Below are 23,017 nucleotides of genomic sequence, written 5' to 3'. Positions count from 1 at the left end.
CGGTCGGTCACTGCTGCATCTCCACCGCGGCGCAGGAGAAGGTGAATCCGCCGCCCGCGCTGATCACCAGGGCGATCTCGCCGGCGTCCAGCAGCCCGCGCCGCCGGATCTCCTCGAAGTTGGCCGCCATGTCACCGGCGCCGAGGTGTCCGGTGTCGCCGCCGAGCCGGATGCTGCGCGCCTTGGTGAGGCCGGCGACGCCCGGGTAGTACGTCTCGTTCAGCACCTTGTCGCCGACACGGGGGAAGGCGATCAGCGCCACGCGCGGGTCGTCGGGCTCCAGCCCGGCGTCGGCCAGTGCCCCGAGGACGATGTCGGGCAGTACGGAGTGGACCCGCCGGTAGAAGACATCGAGTCCGGTGTCTTCGATGAACGCCTTCTTCGTGCGGCGGACGTCGACCCGGTCGCTGTGCCAGCGCGGCGCGGGCGAGAAGGCGTCCCGGCCCCGGTGCAGCGCTTCCACCTCGGGGATGGTGGCCGTGGCCAGGGAGCGCAGGAGCAGTTCGTCGGGGCTGCCGTCGGGGCGGTGCAGGACGACCGCGGTGGCCGCGTCCCCGTACCAGACCCCGTAGTCGCCGCGCCAGCGGTCGAAGCCCTCGTCGGCGAAGCGGTCCGCGGTGGTCACCAGCGCGCTGCGGCAGCCGGGGTCGGCGAGGAGCCGCGCGGCGGCGAGCTCCAGGCCGACGGCGCCGCCGTTGCACATCTGCTGGATGCCGACCGGGAGCGTGTGGTGCGCGCCCAGTTCGCGGGCGACGTAGTGCGCCGGGGACCAGAAGTCGTGGCCCTGGTGGTGGATCCAGGCGTGGATCAGCAGATCCGGCGCGGGGGCGTCCGGGCCGGCGGCGGCCAGTGCGGCGCGGGCGGCGCGTACGGCCATGTCGGGCGCGGCCAGGTCGGACACCGGCAGCTGCCGGATGCCCGCGGTGGCCTGCTCCTCGGGATCGATCCGGCCGTCGGCGACGGCCTCGTGCGCGGTGTCGGCCCGCTCGGGCAGCCAGACGCGTACGGCCTTGATCCCCAGCCCGTCCCTCAGGTCCATGACGAGTCCTTTCGTGTAAGCCGTGTTCGTGTACGCCGTGTTCGTGGCGGGTCGGGTTCGTGTACGCCGGATTCGTGTACGCCGGGTTCGTGGCGGGTCGGGCGGTCAGCCGGGCAGGCCGTCGGCGGCCCGCAGGGTGATCCGGCCGGAGGCCACGACCGTCGACTCCTGCTCGAAGGAGATCTCCAGGACGGTGTCGGCCCCGGCCGTGTCGGGTGCGGGCCGGGCGGTCACCAGCGTGGGGCGGTCCAGCTCGGCGTACTGGAAGAAGTCCGCGGTGAAACCGGTCATGACCGCCGCGGGGGCCGGCGCACCGTCGGCCATGACGTACAGGCCGAGCTGGCGGGCGGCCTCCATCATCACCATGCCGGGCAGGTGGTCCTGGCGGTGGTCGAACATGCTGGGGTTGTCGAACGGGGCCAGCAGCAGGGCGTTCCCGGCCAGCGGGCCGGTCCGGTCGACCGTGCCGAGTACGACGTTGCGCCGGTCCGCGCGGTCCACCGAGGCCGCGTCCGCCAGGGCGTCGACGGGGCGCGGCGGCAACAGGTCCGACAGCGCGGGGGCGTCGGGGCGCCGGCCGTGCCGCAGTGACCGGTACACCTCGGAGGGCAGGTAGCCGACGTCCATGCGCACCTCGCCGATGCGCTCGGCGCCCAACACCATCGCCATCACGTACGTCACACCGCGCAACTGCCCGCGCAGACGCTTCTCGTCGGCGGTCTCCACCTCGATGCGCAACTCCGCCGGCGGGGTGCCGGGGGCGGGGGCCGGGGTGGGCTCGTAGGTCATGGACCAGGACTTCAGGATGAAGTTCTGGTCATGCGGGATGTCGAAGTGGGCGTGCCCGGCGTACGTCTCGGCCTGTCGGCAGCACTCCAGGAGCAGCAGCGGGTCCAGGACCCGGGACTGGCTGAGGTGGTCGGTGTAGTAGGCGTGCGAGGCGGGCAGTTGCGCGGCGGCGAGGAAGCGGGAGGGGTCCTGGTGGCGGTAGTCCGTCAGGAACACCTCGGACAGCGCGCTGCGGTGCAGCAGCGTCCGGTCGACGGTCCGTACGTAGGAGAGCGGAAGCTCCTCGGAAATAACACTCGCGTTCGACTCAAAGCGGTCGATCCCCACCCTGACACCACCCGAAGCATTAGGGGCGAGGGCTCGCCGGTACGGCGGCCCTCACCAAGAAGACAGGTTCCTGTTCGCGGCCGTGTCGGCCGGTCGGACCCTCGGCGGCCCGGCGGCGCTGCACGGGCGGTGCCACGATGAAAATTCGACCCCGGACGAGTGTCAGGGCCCTGGCACGAGGCAGGACGCTATGCGCCAACAACCCCACCGTCAAGGGATTTGATCAATCATTTGAACGACACACCCTGTTAACCGGCTGAGGGCATCATCACAGGTCACATCGGATGCGACGCATGGTAGGACTCACAGTAGTGTCAGACATCTGCGATAACCTTCGATCCGATGTGAATCGGCATCCACCACTGACTGCAAGCCCCTTGGAGGCCCCTGTGCACACCCTCAACTTGGGAACCGAAGGCCCTTCCGTGGGCCGGGTCGGACTGGGCTGCATGGGCATGTCCTGGGGCTATGACCAGGAGGGATGGGACGACGCGACGTCGGTGCAGGTCATCCACCGGGCCATCGACACGGGAGTCCGCTTCTTCGACACCGCCGACCAGTACGGCCCGTTCACGAACGAGCGGCTCGTCGGGAAGGCACTGCGCGACCGCCGCGACGAGGTCGTGCTCGCCACCAAGGGCGGTCTGATCGTCGACGGAGCCCGCCGTACCCACAGGAACGGCCGCCCGGAGCACCTGCGTGCCGCGTGCGAGGCGAGCCTGCTGCGGCTCGGGACCGATCACGTGGACCTGTACCAGCTCCACCGCGTCGACCCGGCCGTCCCCGTGGAGGAGAGCTGGGGCGCCATGGCCGAACTCGTCGAGGCCGGCCTGACCAAGGCCATCGGCCTCTCCGAGGCCTCCGTCGACGAGATCTCCCGCGCGCACGCGATCCACCCCGTCGCCTCGGTCCAGTCCGAACTCTCCCTGTGGAGCCCGGACGCCACCGGGGACGTCGTCCCGTACTGCGCGGAGCAGGGCATCACCTTCATCGCCTTCGCCCCGCTGGGCCGCGGCTTCCTCTCCGGCCGGATCACCACGGTCGAGGACCTGCCGCGCGTCGACGCCCGCCGCGGGATCCCCCGGTTCCAGCCGGACGCCATCGCCGCCAACCAGGCGATCACCGGGACCACCGGCAGGATCGCGGCCCGCCTGGGGATCACCGTGCCCCAGCTGGCCATCGCCTGGGTGCTGGCCCAGGGCCCCGGGGTGATGGCGCTGCCCGGCACCAAGACCCCGAAGTACCTCGACGAGAACGTCGCGGCCGGCGCGGTCACCCTCCCGGCCGAGGTCCTGGCGGAACTGGCCGAGCTGCCTGCGGCGGTGGGCAGCCGCTGACCGGGCTCCGCCGACCGCCGACCGGGCGCAGTGACGCCGACCGGCCTCCTCCCCACCGACACCCCACCAAGGAACCGACGTGACCACGAGCGAGCATGCAGCACTCAACCGGCTGGCGGAGCTGCGGCAGATCAAGGAGCAGGCGCGGAGCGGCCCCAGCGACCGTGCGACCGAAGCGCAGCGCGCGAAGGGCAAGCTGACCGCGCGTGAGCGCATCGCGCTGCTGCTCGACGAGGGTTCGTTCCGGGAGGTCGAGCAGCTGCGCCGGCACCGGGCGACCGGGTTCGGCCTGGAGAACAAGAAGCCCTACACGGACGGTGTGATCACCGGCTGGGGCACGGTCGAGGGCCGCACGGTCTTCGTCTACGCGCACGACTTCCGCATCTTCGGCGGTGCGCTGGGCGAGGCCCACGCGACGAAGATCCACAAGATCATGGACATGGCCATCGCGGCCGGTGCCCCGCTGGTCTCCCTCAACGACGGCGCCGGCGCCCGCATCCAGGAAGGCGTCTCGGCGCTGGCGGGCTACGGCGGCATCTTCCAGCGCAACACCAAGGCCTCGGGCGTCATCCCGCAGATCTCGGTCATGCTCGGCCCCTGCGCCGGCGGCGCCGCGTACTCCCCGGCCCTGACGGACTTCGTCTTCATGGTCCGCGAGACCTCGCAGATGTTCATCACCGGCCCGGACGTGGTCCAGGCCGTCACCGGCGAGCAGATCACCCAGAACGGCCTCGGCGGCGCCGACGTCCACGCCGGAACCTCGGGCGTCGCGCACTTCGCGTACGACGACGAGGAGACCTGCATCTCCGAGGTCCGCTACCTGCTGTCCCTGCTCCCGCAGAACAACCGCGAGAACCCACCCGCGGTCGAGACCGGCGACCCCGCCGACCGCCCCGGCGACGCCCTGCTGGACCTGGTCCCCGCCGACGGCAACCGGGCGTACGACATGCGCAAGGTCATCGAGGAACTCGTCGACGAGGGCGAGTACCTGGAGGTCCACGAGCGCTGGGCCACCAACATCATCTGCGCCCTGGCCCGGATGGGCGGCCAGGTCGTCGCCGTCGTCGCCAACCAGCCCGCCAGCTGCGCGGGCGTACTGGACATCCACGCCTCGGAGAAGGCCGCGCGGTTCGTCCAGCTCTGCGACGCGTTCAACATCCCGATCGTCACCCTGGTCGACGTCCCCGGCTTCCTGCCGGGCGTCGACCAGGAGCACAACGGCATCATCCGCCACGGCGCCAAACTCCTGTACGCCTACTGCAACGCCACCGTGCCCCGTATCTCCGTCGTGCTGCGCAAGGCCTACGGCGGCGCGTACATCGTCATGGACTCCCAGTCCATCGGCGCGGACCTCACCTACGCCTGGCCCGTCAACGAGATCGCGGTCATGGGCGCCGAGGGCGCGGCGAACGTCATCTTCCGCCGCGAGATCGCCGGGGCCGACGACCCCGGCGCCGTGCGCGCGCAGAAGATCAAGGAATACAAGACCGAGCTGATGCACCCGTACTACGCGGCCGAACGCGGCCTCGTCGACGACGTCATCGACCCGACCGAGACGCGCGAGGTCCTCATCGGCGCCCTCGCGATGCTCCGCAGCAAGCACGCCGATCTGCCGTCCCGCAAGCACGGCAACCCGCCGCAGTGACCGCGAAGGAGAGCTGACCCGTATGAACACCCTGCTGCGCATAGAGAAGGGCGACGCGGCCCCCGAGGAACTGGCGGCGATCACCGCGGTCCTCCTGGCCCGCGCCGCCGCCGTCGCAGAACCCCGCCCCGTCCCCCGCCCCCGGGCAGGCTGGCGCCGCCTGGAACGCACCCCGGGCTTCCGCACCGCCCACAGCTGGCAGGGCTGAGCGCCCGCCCCTTCGCACCCTCCACTCAGCCCTGCGTCCGGCGGATAACGGTCTCCCGCACCCCGGCCAGCCATTGACGCAGCCGCACACCCCGGGGCAGGAGGAGGCAAAGCCCAAGTGTCGCCGTCCATGCGGTGCGAGGAGGCGACGAAGGGAGCGTCACCGGCTCCGCGAGGAACTGCCGGAGGTGTCCGCCGATCACGGCGAGGCAACCCTCCACCGTCCCCCCGCGGGGAGGGCGGATGTGGGGCAAGAGGTCGACGTCATCCGCGATCTCGTCGGAGAACAGGCCGGTCTTGAGGAGATCGTCGATCTCCGCCGCCGCCTCGGCCGCACGAGCGGGATCGTTCGCGGCTTGCCTGAGGTAGGCGCTGAGCGCGACTCCGCGGCTGTCCTCGGTGTCATCGAAGGCGTAGCCGGTCACCGTATAGGAGCGCAGGAGCTCGCGCAGCTCACGGAAACGATCGTTCGACGGTGTCACCTGTTCACCCCCCACTCCCGAACCCCGGACCCACGAGTGGGTTCCTGCCTGCGGAGCCGACGCGGCCTGAGGCCGTGACCACGTATCTCCTCCTACGGATCATGCACCACCCGCTACACTGACCGCGGTGGCTACGCCCTCACCGGCTGCCACCACGCCTGTCGCCAGACACGCCTGCACGGTCCGCCACCTCGGCAGACCTTCGGACATGTTTGCCGGCAGAACCCCGCCTTCGTAGCTCAGGGGATAGAGCACGGCTCTCCTAAAGCCGGTGTCGCAGGTTCGAATCCTGCCGAGGGCACGGACGAGGCCCCGCGGTCGACATCGATCGCGGGGCCTCTTCGCGTTGTGGTTACATGGCGCATGTGTCGCGTGACGCCGCCTACTGAGATGTGGGCCGGGCGGTGGTTGGGCAGGCACCTGTTGTCGAAGGACCGGGCCATGGGCATGTACGCCACCGGCTACGGGTGATCTCCCTCGGTTGTTCCGCTGCCGTCGCACGCACGCACACACCGTGAGGAAGTCCACACTCCGTGTCATCGTTCAATCACACCGTCATCGAAGAGTTCAGGGCGAACGCCGGCCAGGTCGGCGGGCCCTTCGAAGGTTCCGAGCTGATCCTGCTCACCACCACCGGCGCCAGGTCCGGGAAGCCGCACACCGTCCCCCTCGGGTTCGCCCGCGAGGGCGCCGGCGGGGAGCTGCTCGTCGTCGCCTCCGCCGCCGGGGCCGACCGGCATCCCGCCTGGTACCACAATCTGCTCGCGCGGCCCCTCGTGGAGGTGGAGACCGGGACCGAGACGTACGAGGCCGTCGCCGTCCCCGCCCAAGGGGCGCGGCGGGACGAGCTGTTCGCGCGGATCGTCCGCGCGGAGCCCGGGTACGGGGAGTACCAGGAGCGGACCCGGCGGGTGCTCCCCGTCGTCGCGCTCCAGCGCACGCACGAGGTCCCGGCCCGGGAGGGCGGGATCGCCGGGAAACTGCTCGACGTGCACGGCTGGCTGCGGGCGCAGCTGGCCCTCGTACGGGAGCTCGCGCGCGAGGAGCCGCAGGGCTCCGGGGCGGCCTCGCTGGGGCTGCAACTGCGCCAGCACTGCCTCGCGTTCTGCCATTCGCTGGAGTTCCACCACCGGAGCGAGGACGCCGGCCTCTTCCCGTACCTGGAGCAACAGCATCCGCACATGCGGGAGTTCTTCCGCCGGATCGACTCCGAGCACCGCGCCGTCGCGCGGCTCCAGGAGGAGTTGGTACGGGCCCTGGACGAGCCCGGCGCCGGATTCAGCGAACGGGTGGAGCGGATGAGCCGGGAGCTGGAAGCTCATCTCGACGGCGAGGAAACGCAGTTGCTCCCGGTACTGCGGGCCCTGGAAGCGTGACGCGGGCCTCGGCGCCGCCCGCCTCCCGGTTGCGGAAGGTGAGGGTGGCGCCGAGGACCCGGGCCTGGCCGGCGGCGATGGTCAGGCCCAGCCCGTGGCCCTTGTTCGTGCCCTCCGTACGGAACCGCTGCGGGCCGGTGGTCAGCAGGTACTCCGGATAACCGGGGCCCGAGTCCGTCACGCTCAGGGTCCGGCCGTCGACCGTGAGCGTGACCGGGGCCGCGCCGTGGCGGTGCGCGTTGGCCACGAGATTGCCGAGGATTCGCTCCAGGCGCCGCCGGTCCGTCTCCACCCGCAGGGGTCCGCGCGGGCCGCGCACCTCCAGGGCCGTGTCGGTGCCCGAGGCGCGGATCGTGCGCGCCGCCAGTTCGGCCAGGTCGTGCGAGTCCACTTCCAGGCGCTCGCTGCGTGTCTCCAGCCGGGAGATCTCCAGAAGGTCCTCGGTCAGCGAGCGCATGGCCCGCACCCGGTCCCGTACGAGCTCGGCCGGGCGGCCCGGCGGCAGGAGCTCGGCGGCCGCGTTCAGGCCGGTCAGCGGGGTGCGCAGCTCGTGGGCGACATCCGCCGTGAACCGCTGTTCCGCTTCGAGCTTGCACTGCAGCGACGAGGCCATGGTGTCCAGGGCCCGGGAGACCGCCGCCACCTCGTCCTTGCTGCGCGTGCTGTCCTCGACGCGCGCGTCGAGGTCGCCGGCGCTGATCCGGCGGGCCACCTGCGCGGTCAGGTGCAGCCGCCGGGTGATGCGGGTGACGACGAACGCGCCGATGAGGAGGGTGCCCGCGATGGCGAGCCCCGAGGAGCCGAGGATGGCCCGGTCCAGTTCGGCGATGGTCCGCTCACTCGCGCGGAAGTCCACGGAGACGGCCAGCGCGCGGCCGTGGGCTGCAGGCCCGGCTGCCCACATCACGGGCCTGCCCCGGTACCTGCCGACGGCCGTGCCGCGCTTGCCGCCGACGGCCAGGGCGCGCAGCTCCGGGGGCAGGCCCGACGGGTCGATGCCCTCGCCGCGCGGCATGCGCGCGCCGGTCTCGTAGGCCTCGAAGGTCCGTTCCAGCCGGGTCAGCGCCTTCTCGCGGGCCGTGCCCACGGTCTGGCGGGTCATGGCGCCGTGCACGAGGCAGCCCAGCAGTGCCGCGAGTCCGCAGCACATGAGGGTGATGAAGACCGTGGCCTTCCAGGTCAGGGTCGAGGTCCAGGCAGGCAGCCGCGGGCGCGGCCGCAGCCGCTCGTCGCGCTGCGTGTCGTTCATGGTCACGTCACGGTAATGCGCGAGCCCCGGCGGGTGAGCGGCGGGATCCGGCCGGATCGCACCGGCTCAGGCCGAATCGCGTCGACTCGGTCCGCATCGCGCCCCGCAGCGGCATCGAGGCGCACGAAGCCCTCCCGGCCCTGGCCGGAAGGGCTGTGCCATCACGGTCAGCTCAGGCCACTGCTGCGTTCGCCGATACGGTCGCCCTGCGGAGTGCCGGCCCGCTTGAGCGCGGCCTTCGTGTGCGTTCCGCCCTTGACCTTGCTCCGTACCGGACCACTGAAGCCGTGTCCCGGAGCGCGCGGCGGCTGTGCCTGCTCCTGCGCCTTCGCGATGGCCGCCCGGACATCCCGCTTCTGCTCTTTGTTCATCCCGTCGTCAACTCCTTCGGGAAGCACCCAATCGGACTACTGGGATCGTATGCACATATGCGGACCAACGCACCCGGACCGATGTGCAAAGAATTCCGATCAAGAGCCTCGATCAGGGACGCGGCGGAGCCGGACGCTTCGGCTGGCCCAGCGTCTGGTGCACCAGGTCCTCCGGGCAGGGCGTCCCCCGGGGCAGCTGGTACTTCGCCGCCACCCGGTACTCTCCCGGCGCCGGCGCCAGCAGCTCCGTCCACACGTCCCCGGTCTCGTCCGGAGCGGCCTTGAAGAGGCATCCCGCCGTGTTCGCGTACTGCTTGCGCAGCGCGCCGCCCTCCCCGCTCCCGCCCCGCGCCTTCGAGGCGAAGGTCTCCTGCGGGGGCGGTACGGGCCTGCCCGCCGCGTCCACGAGCCCCAGCCACGGCGAGTGCGGGATCCGCACCAGCACCCGTCCGGGCTGCTTCACGTCGACGACCAGCTGGTCGGCGCTCGCCCGCACCACGGTCGCCGGTCCGGCCACCAGGTCGGTGGGCTCGTGGACCTTGAAGAGCTGCCAGTTCGCGTCGCCCCACACCTGCTGGAGGTACGGGAGCCCGCCACGCACCAGCTTCGCCTCGTCCTCCCCGCCCGAGTCGGGCTTGTCGGCGGGCAGCACCACGTAGTGCACGGCCCAGCGCTCCAGCCAGGCCCGGTAGCTGTCGGCGGTGAGGGTGTCGTCGTAGAAGAGCGGGTTGCGCTCCAGGTCGGCCTGCCGGTTCCAGCCGCGCGCGAGGTTCACGTACGAGGGGAAGGCGGAGGACTCGCGGTGGCTGCTGGCCGGGACCACCTCGACCCGGCCGCGGTCGGCGCCCGCCTTCTGCAGCTGGTCGACGAGCGGGGCCAGCTCCCGGCTCCACGCGGCCAGCGGGGTGGTGCGGACGATGTCGGTGACGCTGTTGGTGGTGATCCAGGCGTTGATCCCGACGAAGGCCAGCAGGACCGCGTACCAGCGCCGCGAGCGCGGGAGCTCGTACGGGAGGGCCGCGAGCAGCGCGGCCCCGCCGAACACCATCACCATGCGGGTGACGTTCGAACCGACCTGGGAGTCGATCACCCAGGTGAGGAAGACGCCGAGGGCGTAGACGGCCGAGGCGATCCGGACGGTCTTCCACCGCCTCGGTACGAGGAACAGGATCAGCAGCCCGAACACGAACGGCAGCCCCGCCGAGCCGATCTTCATCGGCTGCGTCCCGGAGAACGGGAACAGCCACGCCGACAGCCCCACCACGGCCACCGGGGCCAGCCCCAGCGCGTACGCGCCCGGGCGCCGCCCGCTCAGGAACAGGGCGGCCGCGATCACCCCGAGGAAGAGCCCGGCGACGGGGCTGGCGGCGGTCGCGAGACCGGCCAGCGGGGCCGCCACCGCGGCCTTGGCCCAGCGCCGCTCCGCCCATTTGCGGGGCCAGCAGAAGACGGCGGCGACCGCGCCGAGCGCGAACATCACGCCGAGGCCGAAGGTGACACGGCCCGAGAGGGCATTGCAGAGCAGCCCGTAGACCCCGGCCAGGGCGGGCCACAGGGGCTCGCGCACGGCCCCGCGGCAGCGGGTCAGGATCAGCGCGAGCAGCCCCGCCGAGACGGTGCCGGCGATCATCATCGTGGTCCGGACGCCGAGCATGTGCATCAGGTACGGCGAGACCACGCTGTACGAGACGGGGTGCATGCCGCCGTACCAGGCGAGGTTGTACGCCGAGTCGGGATGGCGGCCGACGAACTCGGCCCAGGCGTCCTGCGCGGCCAGGTCGCCGCCGCTGTTGGCGAAGCTGAAGAACCAGACGACGTGCAGCAGCCCGGCGAGGACGGTGGCGACGGCCACCGGACGGCGCCGGGCCCCGTCGAGAACGGCACCCAGCGGGCCGCGGGGCGGCCGTATGCCTGCGGGCACGGAAGGTGGCGCGGAGGCGGCGGACCCGGCGGTCGCGGGGGGCGTGGCCGTCGCTGCGGCCGCGGCGGTCGCGGACACCCCGGAAGCAGCGCCGTCGGCCGACGGGATGGCCTCCTGGCGCCGGCCCTGCTGCTCAGCGGTGGTCACTGCCGCACTCCCCAACCCATGAGTACACGAACTTCCCGGGGGCCTAGACGCGGCCCGGCGCCCCGGGGTTGCCCGGGGCGCCGGATCCACGCTCTCACCGGATGTCAGCCGACGCGCGTCAGCTTGCTGCCGATGCCCGGCGCCGCGAGGTCGCTCTTCAGCGCCACCGGCACCTTCACCTGGCTCGCGCCCTCGCCGACGGTCAGCACACCGACCTCGGTCCCGGCCTTCGCCGTCTGCGGCATCGTCGCGCCGCCGTCCGCGAGCTTGACGTCGACGGTGAGCGAGGCCCAGCCGACGGCCTGCACGTCGGCGGTGGCCACGACGGGCGTCCGGCCGCCGAGACCGTCGTCGACGTAGCCCACGACCTCACCCTTCTTCACGACGGTCGCGCCGTCGAGTGCCTTCTGGGTGGCGAGCATCAGTTCCTTGCTCGCGGCGAGCACGGTGTCGATGATCGCCGGCTTGTGCTGGCCGAGGACGGCTCCGACGATCAGCTGGTTGGTGTTGCCGACCTTCTTCTGGGCGGCGAAGAGCAGGTTTCCGCCCGCCTTGGTCGTGGTACCGGTCTTGATGCCGAGCGCGCCGGTGGGTCCGGTGAGGCCGTTCCAGTTCCGCCAGTTCTTGCCGGACGGGTCGACCCAGTTGGGCTTCTTGGTGATGTCGAGCAGCGTCTCGATCTCGACCAGCTTCAGGCCCAGCTTCACCTGGTCCTCGGCGGTGCTGACCGTGGTCGCGTCCAGACCCGAGGGGTCCGTGTACGTCGTGTTGGTCATGCCGAGTTCCTTGGCGGTGTCGTTCATCTTCTTGACGAACGCCTCCTGCGACCCGGAGTCCCAGCGCGCGAGCAGCCGCGCGATGTTGTTGGCCGACGGGATCATGAGGGCGGCGATCGCGTCGTACTCCGAGATCTTGTCGCCCTCCTTGACCGTGTCGAGGGTGGACTCGTTGTCGGTCGAGTTGTTCTTCTTGCCCTCGGTCTCGGCCGTCTTGTCGACGTCGATCATCTGGCCCTGATCACCCTTCTTGATGGGGTGGTCGCGCAGGATGATGTACGCCGTCATCGACTTGGTGACGCTCGCGATCGGCACGGGCTTCTGCTCGCCGGACTGGCCGAGCGTGCCGAGACCGGCGGCCGCCATGTACGCCTGCCCCTCGGTGGGCCACGGCAGCTGGGGCTTGGTGCCCTCGAAGGTGTACGAGGACTTCCCGGTCATGACGAGCTTCGGCTCGGGCAGCGGGCGCACCAGCTGCACGACGGCCAGGATGACCAACAGGAGCGCGACGAGCGGGGCGTAGATCTTGACCCGCCGGATGGCGGTCCGCATCGGGCTCGGCGGCGGGGGCGGGTTGTTCGTGAGGTCCGCCAGCATGTCGAGCGGCGGCTTGGGCGGCAGCGGCTGCTGCGTGGTCCGCTCGGAGTGGTCGAACCGCGCGGCGGCGGGCGGAACCGGAACCTTCGGCCGCTGCCCGGCCGGCGCGGGCGTCTTCGCGGGCGCGGGCGGGGTCGCGCCGCCTTCCGGACGCAGCGGCACGAAGGTGCTGCCCTTGGGCGACCCGGCCGCGGGCCGGGCCTCGGCGGGCTTGGCGGGCTCGGCGGGCTTGGCGGGGGCCGGCTCGGCACCGGCGGGCTCGGCCTCGGCGGGCTTGGCGGCGAGCCTGGCCTCGGCCGGCTTGGCCAGGTTCGGCCTGGCGGGGGCGGGCTTGGCAGGGGCAGGCTTCGGGGCCTCCGCCGCGGCTGCGGCCGCGGCGTCCGCCTTCGGGACACGGAAGACGGCGGTGCGCTCGCTGTCCACGGGCTTCTCGGCCGCCGCGGCCGGCTTCGCCTCGGTGTCGGGGGCCGAAGCGGAAGCGGGCTTCACGGCGCGGAACACCGCGGTGCGCTCGCTGTCCGCGGGCTCTTCGACCTTCGGCTTCTCGGCCGCGGGCTTCGGCCGCTCCTCGGCGGGAGCCGAAGCGGAATCGCTCTTGAAGGCGCGGAACACGGCGGTGCGCTCGCTGTCCGCAGGGCCTTCGGCCTTCGGCCGCTCCGCCACAGGCTTCGCCTCGGCGGGCTTGAAGGCCCGGAAGACGGCGGTGCGCTCGCTGTCCGCGGGCTCCTCGGCCTTCGGCTCCTCGGCAGCGGGCTTCACCTCGGCGGCCGGAGCGGGGGCAGCGGAGCCATCAGAAGCGGAATCCGAACGGGAACCGGAATCGGAGTCCTGCGCCTCGGTACGGGCATCCGGCGTGCCGGGCCCGGCGGCGCCGGGCTCGCCCGTGCCCGCCTCGTCGTCCACCGAAGCGGAATCTTCGGCTTCACCCGCAGCGGCCTCGCCGTCGTCGGCGTCATCGTCGGCGTCGTCGGCAGAGGCGACCCACGCCGCCACCGCATCCCGCAGCGGGTCCCGCGCGCCGGCTCCGGCCTCGGACTCGGACTCGGCTCCGGAGTCGGCTTCGGAGTCGCCCCCGGCTTCGGCTTCGGCTTCGGCCTGGACATCGACGTCGACACCGGCACCGGCACCCGCACCGGCGGCAGCCGCGGCCCCGCCGCTCTCGGGATCCCGCGGCCGGAACACCGACAGCCTCGGATCACGCTCCGCGGACGACTCCGCCGCCCCCGGCGCTCCTTCATCTACCGACTTGTCGGGGGACTCGCCCGCCACCGTTCCTCCTCCATCGCCGCCACGTCCGGCTGTCCGAATGTCTAACAGTGTCCCGTCTCGGGAGCATCGCCCCCGTGCTAGACGAGAACGACATAGCTGCGGGTTCCCCCACAAAGCGGCCACGCGCTCTCGACAGATGAATGTGAGAGGCGTCACCCTGTCACTCATCCACGCGGGGAGGCATGGATGGGCAGGAGCCGCAGAACAATTCCGGAGGAGCTTCTGCTGCTCGCCTTGGACCCGGCCACGGGTACCACGGCGCAGCCGCAGTCGCTCGACCTCGGCCTGGCCGGGGCACAGCTAGTGGAGCTGGCTCTGGCAGGACGGATAGCCCCTGATGGGGATCGTATCGCCGTGGTGATGCCACGGCCGACAGGAGATCCGACTCTGGACTCCGCACTGGAACTGCTGCGCAGGCGCGGCAGCCCGGTACGGGCCGTCCACTGGATCGGCGGACCCCGACTGGGGCTCCGCCAGATTTACCTCGCTCATCTGGAGCGCTGCGGCATGGTGCATGCCGTCGCGGGACAGATGTGCGGAGTGCTTCCGACGACTCGCTACCAGGCGACGGACACGGAGATCAGCCGGGAGATCCGAGCCCGGCTCGACAGTGCGATCCGCACCGGCGTACCGCCGGACCCGCGGACCGCGGCGCTCGCCGCACTGGCCCACGCGGTCGGACTCGGCAAGCACCTGTACCCCGGCAACGAGGGGCGGTCGTCCAGGTCCCGGCTGCGGGACCTGATCCGGCACGACCCGATGGGCGGACTCGTGGCGCATGCCGTGATGGACGTCCAGAACGGTGTGGCCGCACAGCCACGCCGTGACCGCGCACCCGCACCGCCGGCCCGGGCCACGGCGAGCAGCGTTCCGCTGCAGCCGCGCCGGACGGGCGCGATGGCCCGCGCGGCCGCGCACTGATCCACCCCGTTCCACCCCCGTTCCACCCGATCACCCGTTCCACCTGCTCCACCCGCTCGATCGCACCACCATCGCAACGCCACCGCCCCGACCGACGTCCGTGAGGACCCGGCCGGCTCGGGAGCCGCCAGCGCGCGGGGTGGCGGGGCCGGTTCGCCGACCCCGCCGCCCCGCGCGTCTGTGTTTCCGGGCCGTTCCCCAGCGGCGCCGCCCGCTTCGGTGGCAGTCTGCTCAACACCAGATACGCAGAGAGACAGCTGCAACGACAGAAGAAGGCGGAGGTGCCGTTCACGTGGCGTCCAATGTCAATCCCACCGTCCGACGCCGCCGACTGGGCATGGAGTTGCGCAAGCTCCGCGAGGACAAGGGCATGACGGCCGAACAGGTCGCCGAGCGCCTCCTCGTCTCCCAGTCGAAGATCAGCCGACTGGAGAACGGCCGCCGCTCCATCAGCCAGCGCGATGTCCGCGACCTGTGCGACGTCTACGAGGTCGAGGACCGCCGACTCATCGACTCGCTCATGCAGATGGCCAAGGATTCCCGCCAGCAGGGCTGGTGGCACGCCTTCGGCGACATTCCGTACAGCGTCTACATCGGCCTGGAGACGGACGCCGCCAGCCTGCGCACGTACGAGCCGCTGGTGATCCCGGGGCTGCTCCAGACGACGGAGTACGCCCAGTCCCTCGTCCGCGGCGCATGGCCGGAGACCGCCCCGGCCGACGTCGACAAGCGCGTCCAGGTCCGGATGCACCGCCAGAAGCGGCTCTCCGAGACCGAGAACAACAACCCGGACCTCGGTCCGCTGCGCCTGTGGGCGGTGATCGACGAGGCGGCGCTGCGCCGGCGCGTGGGCGACGCCCAGCTGATGATCCGGCAGCTCGAATACTTGATAGAGCAGTCGGAGCAGCCGCACGTCACGGTGCAGGTGATGCCCTTCGAGCTGGGCGCGCACCCCGGCGTGAACGGCCAGTACGCGATCCTGGAGTTCCCGGACGCGTCCGACTCGACCGTCGTCTACATCGAGGGCGTGACGAGCGACCTGTACCTGGAGAAGGCCAACGACGTCCAGAAGTACAGCGTGATGTACGAACACCTGCGTGCACAGGCGCTCAATGTCGACCAGACCCGTGAGTTCATCTCGCAGATCATCGATCAATACGCGGACAAGAGCGCATAGGGGTCGGATACGACCGATATCCACCGTGCGCGTGGCAAGCGGGTCGGTACGGTACACCGTCACTCCCCAGCCACAGAAGGCTTGAATGGAATATGCCACCCGGTCGGGTGAATGATCCCTTCACCCGTCAGGAGCTGCCGGTAGCGTCGATCAGGTCGGCCGGAAAGTTGGCCGACAGGACACCGGAACCACCGGAACTACTCGCTCACCGGAGAGAAACATGGCTATTCGCCAGGGCGCCACGGCCAACTGGATCAAGTCCTCCTACTCCGCCAACGGCGCCTGCGTCGAGGTCAAGTCCCCCGTCACGGAGGCCATCGCCGTCCGCGACTCGAAGGTGCAGGACGGACCGTCCCTCACCTTCGCCCCCGACTCCTGGACCTCGTTCGTCGCCGACGTCACCGAGGGCCGGCTGGGACGCCTCGCCTGAACATCAAGGCGCGTCCCAACCGCCTTCGCCGCCTTCACCGTTCGGTCCCCGTGTCGAGCACCAGCACCGGCACCGACGGGCCCGGCTTCTGCACCACCCGCATCACCAGCACTACTTGCACCACCTGCACCACCTGCGTCACTGACTGGAGCCCTCTCGACCGACCCGCCGTCTTGGCCGAGGGGGCTCGGCCATGCCCGGTGGGCCGACGGCCCGCCGCTCAGCGCAGCTGATCGACGTAACGGTCGGTCCCCGGCACCGTCGGGATGAACGGCGCCACCAGCTCCACCCGCCCCAGCCCCGCCTCCGCGACCTCCGCGTCCAGTCCCTGGAAGCGGTCCCAGCAGGTCCGGGGGTCCTCCTGGAGGAACCACAGCAGCGTGAGACGGGTGTCGACCCCCTCCACCTGCTTGACGTACGTCATCCGGTCGCCCGGGAGCGGGGTCGGACGGAAGACCGTCACCATCGCCGCCGGACCGCCGTGCAGCCGCTTCGGCAGGGCGCGCGAGCGCAGCCACTCCAGCAACTCGGCCCGCTGCTCGGGCCCGTCGGCGTCGACGACCTGGACGACGAGACCCTCGTACGGGTGGTCCAGGGCATGGAAGTCCCGCGGTCCGGCGGCGCCGTCGCGGTAGACGGTGGCCGCGTGGTCCTGGAAGGACGTGAAGACGTGGGTGCGGTCCTGGTAGACCCGGCCGTCGCGGTTCAGGCGCTTGTTGATGCCGACGGTCCACTTCATGTGCTCGTCGTAGCGGCCCTGGGTGACCCAGTACGTCGATATGTAGCAGCCCGCGGTGACGGGCTGGGCGACGGCCGACTTCTCGGGGTAGCGCAGCTCCTGCAGCTCGCGGGTGGCCACCCAGCGGCGGCCCGCGTACATCCAGGGCATGGCCATGGCGCCGGCGTAGTAGTGGTCGTCCTCGTACCAGCGGTTGTACGCGTACTCGTGGCCCGGGTGCGGTTCCACCATGGTGATCAGCGCATGGCCGGGGCGGACACCGTAGGGGCCGACGGCCGCGAGCTCGGCGTAGTCCTCGACCCGGGTGTCCTGCTGCGGTTCCTGCTCTCCTGTCGTCATGGGACCGGTCTAGCTGATGCGGCGTCAGATGGGGAGAGGTCGGACGGCCCGGGGTCTGCGGCGGCCGGTCCACCCCCTGATACATACGTGCCGTCTACAACTTTCCATCGCTACGATGCGCGCACCCGCCTCCTGAAGGAGCTGCCCGTGCCTGCCACCGTGCCTGCCACCGTGTCCGCCGCCGTGTCCGCTGCCGCGACCGCCACTGCCGCCGCGCCGCCGCCCGCGTTCGCCGCCCGTGCCGCCTCCGTGGAGGGGTCCCCCGTACGCGAGATCCTCGCGCTCACCGAACGCCCTGGGATCATCTCCCTCGCCGGCGGCCTCCCCGCGCCCGAACTCTTCGACACCGAGGGCCTGCGGGCCGCGTACGACGCCGCCTTCGCGGTGTCCGCGCGGCGCGCGCTCCAGTACTCGACCACCGAGGGCGCCCCGGAACTCCGCGAGGCCGTCGCCGCCCGGGCGACCGCGCGCGGGCTGCCGACCGGCCCGGACGACATACTCGTCACCTCGGGCTCCCAGCAGGCCCTCACCCTCGTCACCGCCACCCTGGTCGAACCCGGCGACGTGGTGCTGGTCGAGAACCCCACCTACCTCGCGGCGCTCCAGTGCTTCCGGCTGGCCGGCGCCCGGGTGGTGGCCGTGCCCTGCGACGCCGAGGGCATCCTCCCGGACGCGCTGGCGGACGTCGTGGCGCGCGAGCGGCCGAAGCTGCTGTACACCGTCCCCACCTTCCAGAACCCGACGGGACGCACCCTCCCGGCCGCCCGCCGGGCTGCGATCGCGCGGACCGCGGCCCGGCTCGGGCTGTGGCTGGTCGAGGACGACCCGTACGGGGAACTCCGCTACGAGGGCTCCGACGTCCCGTGGCTGGCCGCGTACCCGGGGGCGGAGGACCGTACGGCCCTGCTCGGCAGCTTCTCGAAGGTCATGGCTCCCGGGCTACGGCTGGGCTGGCTCCGGGCCCCGGCCGCGCTGCGCCGGGCCGCGGTGGTCGCGAAGCAGGCGGCGGACCTCCACACCTCCACGGTCGACCAGCTGGCAGCGGCGCACTACCTCGCGGCGGTGGACCTCGACGCGCACATGGCCACGGTCCGGACGGCCTACCGCGAGCGCCGCGACGCCCTGCAGAGCGCCCTGAGCCGGACCCTGCCGGCCGACTGCGCGTGGAACCTGCCCGCGGGCGGCATGTTCCTCTGGGCCCGGCTGCCGGAGGGCCACGACGCGACGGACCTCCTCCGGACGGCCGTCGCCCACGGCGTCGCCTTCGTCCCGGGCGCCCCCTTCCACGCCACCGACCCGGACCCCCGTACCCTGCGCCTGAACTTCACGACGCACACACCGTCCGAGATCACCGAGGGCGTCGCCCGGCTGGCCGCGGCACTGGCGGAGTACGGCGGGAAGCAGCCGGGGAACGGCTTCAGTGCTGGAGGGCGACCTTGAGCAGCACGATGAGGAGCCCGAGGAAGAGGTTGATCGCGCCGGCCAGGAACATCAGCCGGCGCGAGGCTCCGGCGCGGCTGGCGGCGAGGGTGGCCCAGCCGACCTGTCCGATCAGCGCGACGGCCAGGGCCAGCCATGCGATGCCCGTGGCGCCCAGGCCGAACAGCGGGGCGATGCCCGCCGCGACGGCCGGGGGGACGGCCGCCTTGATGATCGGGCGCTCCTCCTTGGACGTACTGCGGATCACGCCCCAGCTCAGCCGGCGCACCATGCGGGCCCCGAAGAGGCGGGAGAAGACGTGCGCGGCCCAGAACACCACGCCGGTGCCGAGGAGCAGTGCGACGAGTTCCAGCCTCGGGAACTTGCCGAGCGTCCCGGCTCCGACCACCACGGAGGCGGCGAGCAGGGAACCGTAGACGGCGCCGCTGTAGTCCTCGTGGCCGGCCTCCCGCTCCGGCTCCGGCTCCCGCTCCGGCTCCGGATCCGGCTCCGGGACGGCCTCCGGTCCGCCGCCTTCCGGGGGCGCCGTCACGCGGCCCCGGCCTGCGCGGTGGGCCACTTGAGTTCGATCTCCATCTCGATCTCCCCGTCGCCGATCTCGACCTCGATCTCGGTGCGGAGCTCGTCGGGGACGCGCAGGCTCATCTTCCCGGGGCCGAGTTCCAGTTCGGCATTGCCGCCGTGGCGCAGCGCCTCCGCGAGCGCGGACAGCTGATCGGCGACCTCGAGGCGGGAAAGGGAACTCTTCTGCTCAAACTTGAGGTCCTTCACGGACGTCTCCAATCCGCTGCGAACACGCGGTACGGCTCATTGTGACGCCGCACAGGAGGTCGGGCATCCCGGGCATCCCGGGCCTCAGCCGGCCGAACCCGCCACCGGCCGGTCGAAGGCCAGGGCGAGGACCTCGCTCCACTGCATGGGCGGGGCGGTCACCGGGGCCCCGGGGCGGAGCCTGGGCACCAGGACGCGCAGTGCGCCGGGGCGGATGGAGCAGGTCACGGGTGTGGGCATGGTCAGTGCCTCGCCGTCGACGGCGACGGCGATGCGTCCCGCGGCCGATCCGATCACGACCTGGCGGGAGGTGAGCACGTGCAGGCCCGCCGCCCTCGCGCCGCGCAGCGCGACCTCGGCCGCCTGGGCGGCGTTGTTCACCCGGATGCCGAGGACACCCAGTTCTCCGCGGTCAAGGCGGGACCTGCGGGCGCCCATCGGTTCGGAGGACGTGTAGGGGTTGTTGCTGACGAGCAGCGCCTGCTGGGCCTCCAGCCGTTTCTCGTCGGTCACCGCGTCGAGGGTGGTGCCGGCGTATCCGAGGAGGAGGTCGGGCAGCGCGGCCAGTGCCGAGTCCGCCTTGGCGTCCCGGTACTCCGGGCGCTGCACGATCTCCGCGTAGACGCCGAAGGAGGCCGTGTTGACGAACGCCTGGCCGCCCACGACCCCCAGGTCGACCCTGAGCTCCTCCCCGTCGGCCAGCGCGTCCAGGCACCGGGCCGGGTCCTCGCGGTCCAGCCCGAGGTCCATGGCGAAGTGGTTCCGGGTTCCCGCGGAGATCACGAGGAACGGCAGGTCGTGCTCGGCCGCCACCTCGGCCACCCGGGCCTGGGTGCCGTCGCCGCCCGCCACCCCGAGCAGGTCCGCTCCGTCGGCCACCGCCTGCCGGGCGAGGGCGGCGACGTCCGTCACGACCGCCGGGTCCAGCAGCACCACCCGGGCGCCGAGCGCCTCCCCCTTCTCGACCAGGCCGAAGCGGCCGACCTTCCCGCCGCCGGACTTCGGGTTCATGATCAGCACCGGGTTGCGGGGGGCGGCCCGTGCGACGGCCCGCATGCCGTCGGGCCGTCGCGCGGCGCGCAGCGCGGTCCGCGCACAGGCCACGGCGGCCGCCCACAGCGCGATGGCGAGCAGCGCCGTGGGCCACAGGTCCGCCCGGGCGTAGATGAGCAGGATGGCCACGGGCGCGCCCACCACCAGCAGGGTGCCGACCAGCCGTACGGCCCCGCGGTGGGACACCACCCACCAGGTCCCCATGGCCGTGAGCGCCGCCCCGGCCAGCCCGACGACGAGGACGACCAGCCCGCCGACGATGCCCTCGGCCACCAGCGTCACCGCCGCGAGCACCGCGCAGACCAACGCCAGCAGGGCCCACAGCCGGGCCCGCCGGGGCGCGCCGGAAGAATGCGGGAGTGCCATGCCCTCACGTCCTCGCCTCGTGCCGTGGATCGTCACCACGAGGGTGAGGTCCTCTCCGATCATCCCCCGAGGAGGATCGACCGTCGACGCGACGCAGGCGGGGCAACACCACCCAGCGCGTACACCGGCACCCGCATCACCCGCGCCGGCTCGATCCGCTACGAACACGACGCCCTCGGCCGGGTCACCCTCCGCCGGAAGACCCGCCTAAGCCGCGGACGGCGCCCTGGTACGACCTGCTCATCGACCGCAAGTTCTCCGTGGACAGCAGCTACGGACACCTCTCCGCGGCCGCGGCGGACAGTCAGGAGCTCGCCGGGGAGAAGGGGTCCTCGGCGCTCCGGGTGGAGACCTTCCGGTCGCTGATCCGGATGGCCGACCGCGAGTACTTCGAGGAGAAGCTCGGGGACCACCTGGACGAGGATGTGGTGCGGGCCTGTCTTCCCGACATCCGTGACGTCATCCGCCGGGGCCTGGAGGCTCTCACGGCCGGGGTTCCGTGCCGGTTCGACGTGGCGACCCAGCTCGTCGATCTCGCCAACTCGGTTGTCGTCGTGGACGAGGATCTGGCCGTGGAGCTCGTCCTGCAGATCCTGCGCGCCGCCCCGTCGGGGCGTGCCATGGCCCATGCCGTCGCCGCGGCGCACCGGGCCCAGGGGCCGGCCGGGGAGGTGCTGGCCGGTCGTCTGTACCGCGGCGGCAGCGCGCACGTGCGGGCGCTGCTCGCCGGGCGCGGCTGACCGCCGAGGCGCCCTGGGGGAGGATGCCGCATGGAAATGAACCGCTCGATGGCCCGCCTGCTGGGCCGGGTCGACACGGAGTGCATCACCCCGGACGAAGTGCCTCCGGGGTTCCTTCGGGTCGTGGAAGGCGGCTGGGAGGTCACCGCCGGCGGCGCGCACGTCCTGTCGGCGCTGAAGTCCGCTCCACCGGGACCGTTCTCGGACGTGGTGCACGAGGAGTACACCGTCAACGGCCGCGGCATGACGGACCACGACCTTCCGGCCTCCGGGGAGGAGCGGGAGTCGAGGCTGCTGCGGCGCTGCGTGGCGTACGCGGGCACCGCTCTCCTGCGTGCGGACGCGCTCGGCTCCGCCGTGGAGATCTCCGCCTACATCTCCCTCTCCTACGGCGGCCTGAACGACGACCACCTCACGGCGAACGTCACCTTCTGCGGCGCCCACCCGGGCGTTCTCCCCTATGCCGCCGACCTGGAAGCGTTCGAAACCGAATCCATTCTCAGGCTCCGGCGCACGGGCACGGGCGAGCCGCCCTGGAGCGTTCGAGGTCGGTGAGTGTGGTGGACCCGTGCGGCCGCGGATCGGCGGCGGCCTACGCCTATGCCTGCACCTCCGCCTACGCCACTCTTCGGTTCCGCACCCCTTCACACCGCCGCGCCCGCGCCGTAGCCTGACGCCCCGTCAGATTCGCCGTGCCCGGAGGTCCGTCATGCTGCTGCGAGGGAAGACCGTCATCGTCTCCGGGGTCGGGGCCGGGCTCGGGCATCAGGTGGCCGCCGCCGTCGTGCGGGACGGTGGGAACGCCGTGCTCGGGGCGCGGACCGAGTCGAATCTCGCCAAATCCGCCGCCGAGATCGACCCCGACGGCACGCACACCGCGTACCTGCCGACCGACATCACCGACGAGGCGCAGTGCGAGGCCCTCGCCGCGCTCGCGCTCACGCGCTTCGGCCGGCTCGACGGCGTCGTGCACGTCGCCGCCTGGGACTCGTACTTCGGGGGGCTGCAGGACGCCGACTTCGGGACCTGGCAGCAGATCATCGACGTGAACCTGCTGGGGACCCTGAGAATGACCCGCGCCTGCCTGCCCGGCCTCAAGGAGCGCGGCGGGTCGGTCGTGGTCATCGGGACGCAGTCCGCCGTGGCCGCGCCCAACGAGGTGCAGCAGGCCGCCTACGCCGCCTCCAAGGGGGCGCTGACCTCCGCCATGTACTCCATGGCCCGCGAGCTCGGCCCGCACCGGATCCGCGTCAACACCGTGCTGCCCGGCTGGATGTGGGGACCGCCCGTGCAGGCCTTCGTCACCTTCACCGCCCATACGGAAGGCGTTCCGGAGGCAGAGGTGCACGCCCGCCTCACGGAGCGCATGGCGCTGCCCGATCTCGCCACCGACGGGGACGTGGCGGATGCCGCCGTGTTCTTCGCCTCCGACCGGGCCCGGGCGATAACCGGCCAGTCGCTGCTGGTCAACGCGGGTGAGCTGATGAGATGAGCCACTCCCCAGCCGCC

General features: G+C 71.9%; 22 protein-coding genes and 1 tRNA gene. 12 read left to right on the top strand and 11 right to left on the bottom strand.

Features of this window, described 5'->3' with window-relative positions; genetic code table 11:
* Positions 1-7: 7 nt before the first annotated feature.
* The gene (locus KO717_RS21200) at positions 8-1,039 is read right to left on the bottom strand and encodes a 3-oxoacyl-ACP synthase (RefSeq protein ID WP_301370267.1); all 1,032 of its coding nucleotides are present in this window, start codon (positions 1,037-1,039) and stop codon (positions 8-10) included.
* A 105-nt stretch (positions 1,040-1,144) separates the two neighbouring features.
* Positions 1,145-2,155: a ScbA/BarX family gamma-butyrolactone biosynthesis protein gene (locus tag KO717_RS21195; protein WP_301370266.1), complete on the bottom strand. Its 1,011-nt coding sequence runs from the start codon at positions 2,153-2,155 to the stop codon at positions 1,145-1,147.
* A gap of 404 nt (positions 2,156-2,559) precedes the next feature.
* On the opposite strand from KO717_RS21195, the gene KO717_RS21190 reads away from it, so the two are divergent.
* The 3 genes from KO717_RS21190 to KO717_RS21180 all read left to right on the top strand — a co-directional run bounded on the left by KO717_RS21190 (position 2,560) and on the right by KO717_RS21180 (position 5,345).
* Positions 2,560-3,492: an aldo/keto reductase gene (locus KO717_RS21190; protein ID WP_301370265.1), complete on the top strand. Its 933-nt coding sequence runs from the start codon at positions 2,560-2,562 to the stop codon at positions 3,490-3,492.
* A 79-nt stretch (positions 3,493-3,571) separates the two neighbouring features.
* On the top strand, positions 3,572-5,137 hold the full coding sequence (locus tag KO717_RS21185; RefSeq protein WP_301370264.1) for an acyl-CoA carboxylase subunit beta: 1,566 nt from the start codon (positions 3,572-3,574) through the stop codon (positions 5,135-5,137).
* A 22-nt stretch (positions 5,138-5,159) separates the two neighbouring features.
* Positions 5,160-5,345 (top strand): acyl-CoA carboxylase subunit epsilon, encoded by a 186-nt coding sequence (locus tag KO717_RS21180; RefSeq protein ID WP_301370263.1) that lies wholly within the window; start codon positions 5,160-5,162, stop codon positions 5,343-5,345.
* Between the two features lie 25 nt (positions 5,346-5,370).
* On the opposite strand, the gene KO717_RS21175 is transcribed toward KO717_RS21180, so the two are convergent.
* Positions 5,371-5,826 (bottom strand): hypothetical protein, encoded by a 456-nt coding sequence (locus KO717_RS21175; protein ID WP_301370261.1) that lies wholly within the window; start codon positions 5,824-5,826, stop codon positions 5,371-5,373.
* 228 nt (positions 5,827-6,054) lie between these two features.
* Here KO717_RS21175 and KO717_RS21170 point away from each other — a divergent pair.
* Positions 6,055-6,127: transfer RNA gene (locus KO717_RS21170), tRNA-Arg, on the top strand.
* A gap of 232 nt (positions 6,128-6,359) precedes the next feature.
* Positions 6,360-7,202 carry a nitroreductase/quinone reductase family protein gene (locus KO717_RS21165; protein WP_301370260.1) on the top strand — a complete coding sequence of 281 codons (843 nt, stop codon included), beginning with the start codon at positions 6,360-6,362 and terminating at the stop codon, positions 7,200-7,202.
* Here the strand turns inward: KO717_RS21165 and KO717_RS21160 are convergent.
* The 4 genes from KO717_RS21160 to KO717_RS21145 form a co-directional block, all read right to left on the bottom strand.
* Positions 7,105-8,451, bottom strand: a complete 1,347-nt coding sequence (locus KO717_RS21160) for an ATP-binding protein (RefSeq protein ID WP_301370259.1) — start codon at positions 8,449-8,451, stop codon at positions 7,105-7,107. The two genes, KO717_RS21165 and KO717_RS21160, sit on opposite strands and share 98 nt — an antisense overlap.
* 167 nt (positions 8,452-8,618) lie before the next feature.
* Positions 8,619-8,822, bottom strand: a complete 204-nt coding sequence (locus KO717_RS21155; protein ID WP_301370258.1) for a hypothetical protein — start codon at positions 8,820-8,822, stop codon at positions 8,619-8,621.
* A 112-nt stretch (positions 8,823-8,934) separates the two neighbouring features.
* Complete coding sequence (locus KO717_RS21150) at positions 8,935-10,890, bottom strand: MFS transporter (RefSeq protein WP_437184540.1); 1,956 nt, start codon at positions 10,888-10,890, stop codon at positions 8,935-8,937.
* A 104-nt stretch (positions 10,891-10,994) separates the two neighbouring features.
* Positions 10,995-13,532: a D-alanyl-D-alanine carboxypeptidase gene (locus KO717_RS21145; RefSeq protein WP_301370257.1), complete on the bottom strand. Its 2,538-nt coding sequence runs from the start codon at positions 13,530-13,532 to the stop codon at positions 10,995-10,997.
* A gap of 186 nt (positions 13,533-13,718) precedes the next feature.
* Here KO717_RS21145 and KO717_RS21140 point away from each other — a divergent pair, with 186 nt between their 5' ends.
* From KO717_RS21140 to KO717_RS21130, 3 genes are all read left to right on the top strand, one after another.
* Entirely contained in the window at positions 13,719-14,453 is a 735-nt protein-coding gene (locus KO717_RS21140; protein WP_030390041.1) for a GOLPH3/VPS74 family protein, read from the top strand.
* Positions 14,454-14,745: 292 nt separating this feature from the next.
* Positions 14,746-15,630 carry a helix-turn-helix domain-containing protein gene (locus KO717_RS21135; RefSeq protein ID WP_301370253.1) on the top strand — a complete coding sequence of 295 codons (885 nt, stop codon included), beginning with the start codon at positions 14,746-14,748 and terminating at the stop codon, positions 15,628-15,630.
* Positions 15,631-15,850: 220 nt separating this feature from the next.
* Positions 15,851-16,060 (top strand): DUF397 domain-containing protein, encoded by a 210-nt coding sequence (locus KO717_RS21130; protein WP_301370251.1) that lies wholly within the window; start codon positions 15,851-15,853, stop codon positions 16,058-16,060.
* A gap of 220 nt (positions 16,061-16,280) precedes the next feature.
* Here KO717_RS21130 and KO717_RS21125 read toward each other — a convergent pair whose 3' ends face one another.
* Positions 16,281-17,138, bottom strand: coding sequence for a hypothetical protein (locus KO717_RS21125; protein WP_301370250.1), 858 nt, complete (start codon positions 17,136-17,138; stop codon positions 16,281-16,283).
* Positions 17,139-17,285: 147 nt separating this feature from the next.
* On the opposite strand from KO717_RS21125, the gene KO717_RS21120 reads away from it, so the two are divergent.
* Positions 17,286-18,578, top strand: coding sequence for a PLP-dependent aminotransferase family protein (locus tag KO717_RS21120; protein ID WP_437184539.1), 1,293 nt, complete (start codon positions 17,286-17,288; stop codon positions 18,576-18,578).
* Here the strand turns inward: KO717_RS21120 and KO717_RS21115 are convergent.
* The 3 genes from KO717_RS21115 to KO717_RS21105 form a co-directional block, all read right to left on the bottom strand.
* The gene (locus KO717_RS21115) at positions 18,556-19,110 is read right to left on the bottom strand and encodes a hypothetical protein (protein ID WP_437184648.1); all 555 of its coding nucleotides are present in this window, start codon (positions 19,108-19,110) and stop codon (positions 18,556-18,558) included. The genes KO717_RS21120 and KO717_RS21115 overlap by 23 nt on opposite strands.
* Entirely contained in the window at positions 19,107-19,349 is a 243-nt protein-coding gene (locus tag KO717_RS21110; protein WP_266595443.1) for an amphi-Trp domain-containing protein, read from the bottom strand. Before KO717_RS21110 ends, KO717_RS21115 begins: the two co-directional genes overlap by 4 nt.
* A gap of 84 nt (positions 19,350-19,433) precedes the next feature.
* Positions 19,434-20,768: a diacylglycerol/lipid kinase family protein gene (locus KO717_RS21105; protein ID WP_301370247.1), complete on the bottom strand. Its 1,335-nt coding sequence runs from the start codon at positions 20,766-20,768 to the stop codon at positions 19,434-19,436.
* A 260-nt stretch (positions 20,769-21,028) separates the two neighbouring features.
* Between KO717_RS21105 and KO717_RS21100 the strand changes: the two genes are divergently transcribed.
* From KO717_RS21100 to KO717_RS21090, 3 genes are all read left to right on the top strand, one after another.
* A complete protein-coding gene (locus KO717_RS21100) occupies positions 21,029-21,508 on the top strand; it encodes a hypothetical protein (protein WP_301370246.1) in 480 nt (159 codons plus the stop codon).
* Positions 21,509-21,538: 30 nt separating this feature from the next.
* Complete coding sequence (locus KO717_RS21095) at positions 21,539-22,063, top strand: hypothetical protein (protein WP_301370244.1); 525 nt, start codon at positions 21,539-21,541, stop codon at positions 22,061-22,063.
* A gap of 154 nt (positions 22,064-22,217) precedes the next feature.
* Positions 22,218-23,000 (top strand): SDR family oxidoreductase, encoded by a 783-nt coding sequence (locus KO717_RS21090; protein WP_301370242.1) that lies wholly within the window; start codon positions 22,218-22,220, stop codon positions 22,998-23,000.
* Positions 23,001-23,017: the final 17 nt, after the last annotated feature.

Origin of the sequence: Streptomyces xanthophaeus (assembly GCF_030440515.1) — a bacterium.
Classification (GTDB): domain Bacteria; phylum Actinomycetota; class Actinomycetes; order Streptomycetales; family Streptomycetaceae; genus Streptomyces; species Streptomyces kutzneri.
This window is presented reverse-complemented; position numbering and strand designations above follow the sequence as displayed.

Coding starts and splice junctions, on each gene's coding strand:
- KO717_RS21130 (WP_301370251.1), top strand. CDS start 15,851: ATGGCTATTCGCCAGGGCGCCACGGCCAACTGGATCAAGTCCTCCTAC.
- KO717_RS21180 (WP_301370263.1), top strand. CDS start 5,160: ATGAACACCCTGCTGCGCATAGAGAAGGGCGACGCGGCCCCCGAGGAA.
- KO717_RS21125 (WP_301370250.1), bottom strand. CDS start 17,138: ATGACGACAGGAGAGCAGGAACCGCAGCAGGACACCCGGGTCGAGGAC.
- KO717_RS21140 (WP_030390041.1), top strand. CDS start 13,719: ATGGGCAGGAGCCGCAGAACAATTCCGGAGGAGCTTCTGCTGCTCGCC.
- KO717_RS21200 (WP_301370267.1), bottom strand. CDS start 1,039: ATGGACCTGAGGGACGGGCTGGGGATCAAGGCCGTACGCGTCTGGCTG.
- KO717_RS21090 (WP_301370242.1), top strand. CDS start 22,218: ATGCTGCTGCGAGGGAAGACCGTCATCGTCTCCGGGGTCGGGGCCGGG.
- KO717_RS21160 (WP_301370259.1), bottom strand. CDS start 8,451: ATGAACGACACGCAGCGCGACGAGCGGCTGCGGCCGCGCCCGCGGCTG.
- KO717_RS21095 (WP_301370244.1), top strand. CDS start 21,539: ATGGAAATGAACCGCTCGATGGCCCGCCTGCTGGGCCGGGTCGACACG.
- KO717_RS21155 (WP_301370258.1), bottom strand. CDS start 8,822: ATGAACAAAGAGCAGAAGCGGGATGTCCGGGCGGCCATCGCGAAGGCG.
- KO717_RS21105 (WP_301370247.1), bottom strand. CDS start 20,768: ATGGCACTCCCGCATTCTTCCGGCGCGCCCCGGCGGGCCCGGCTGTGG.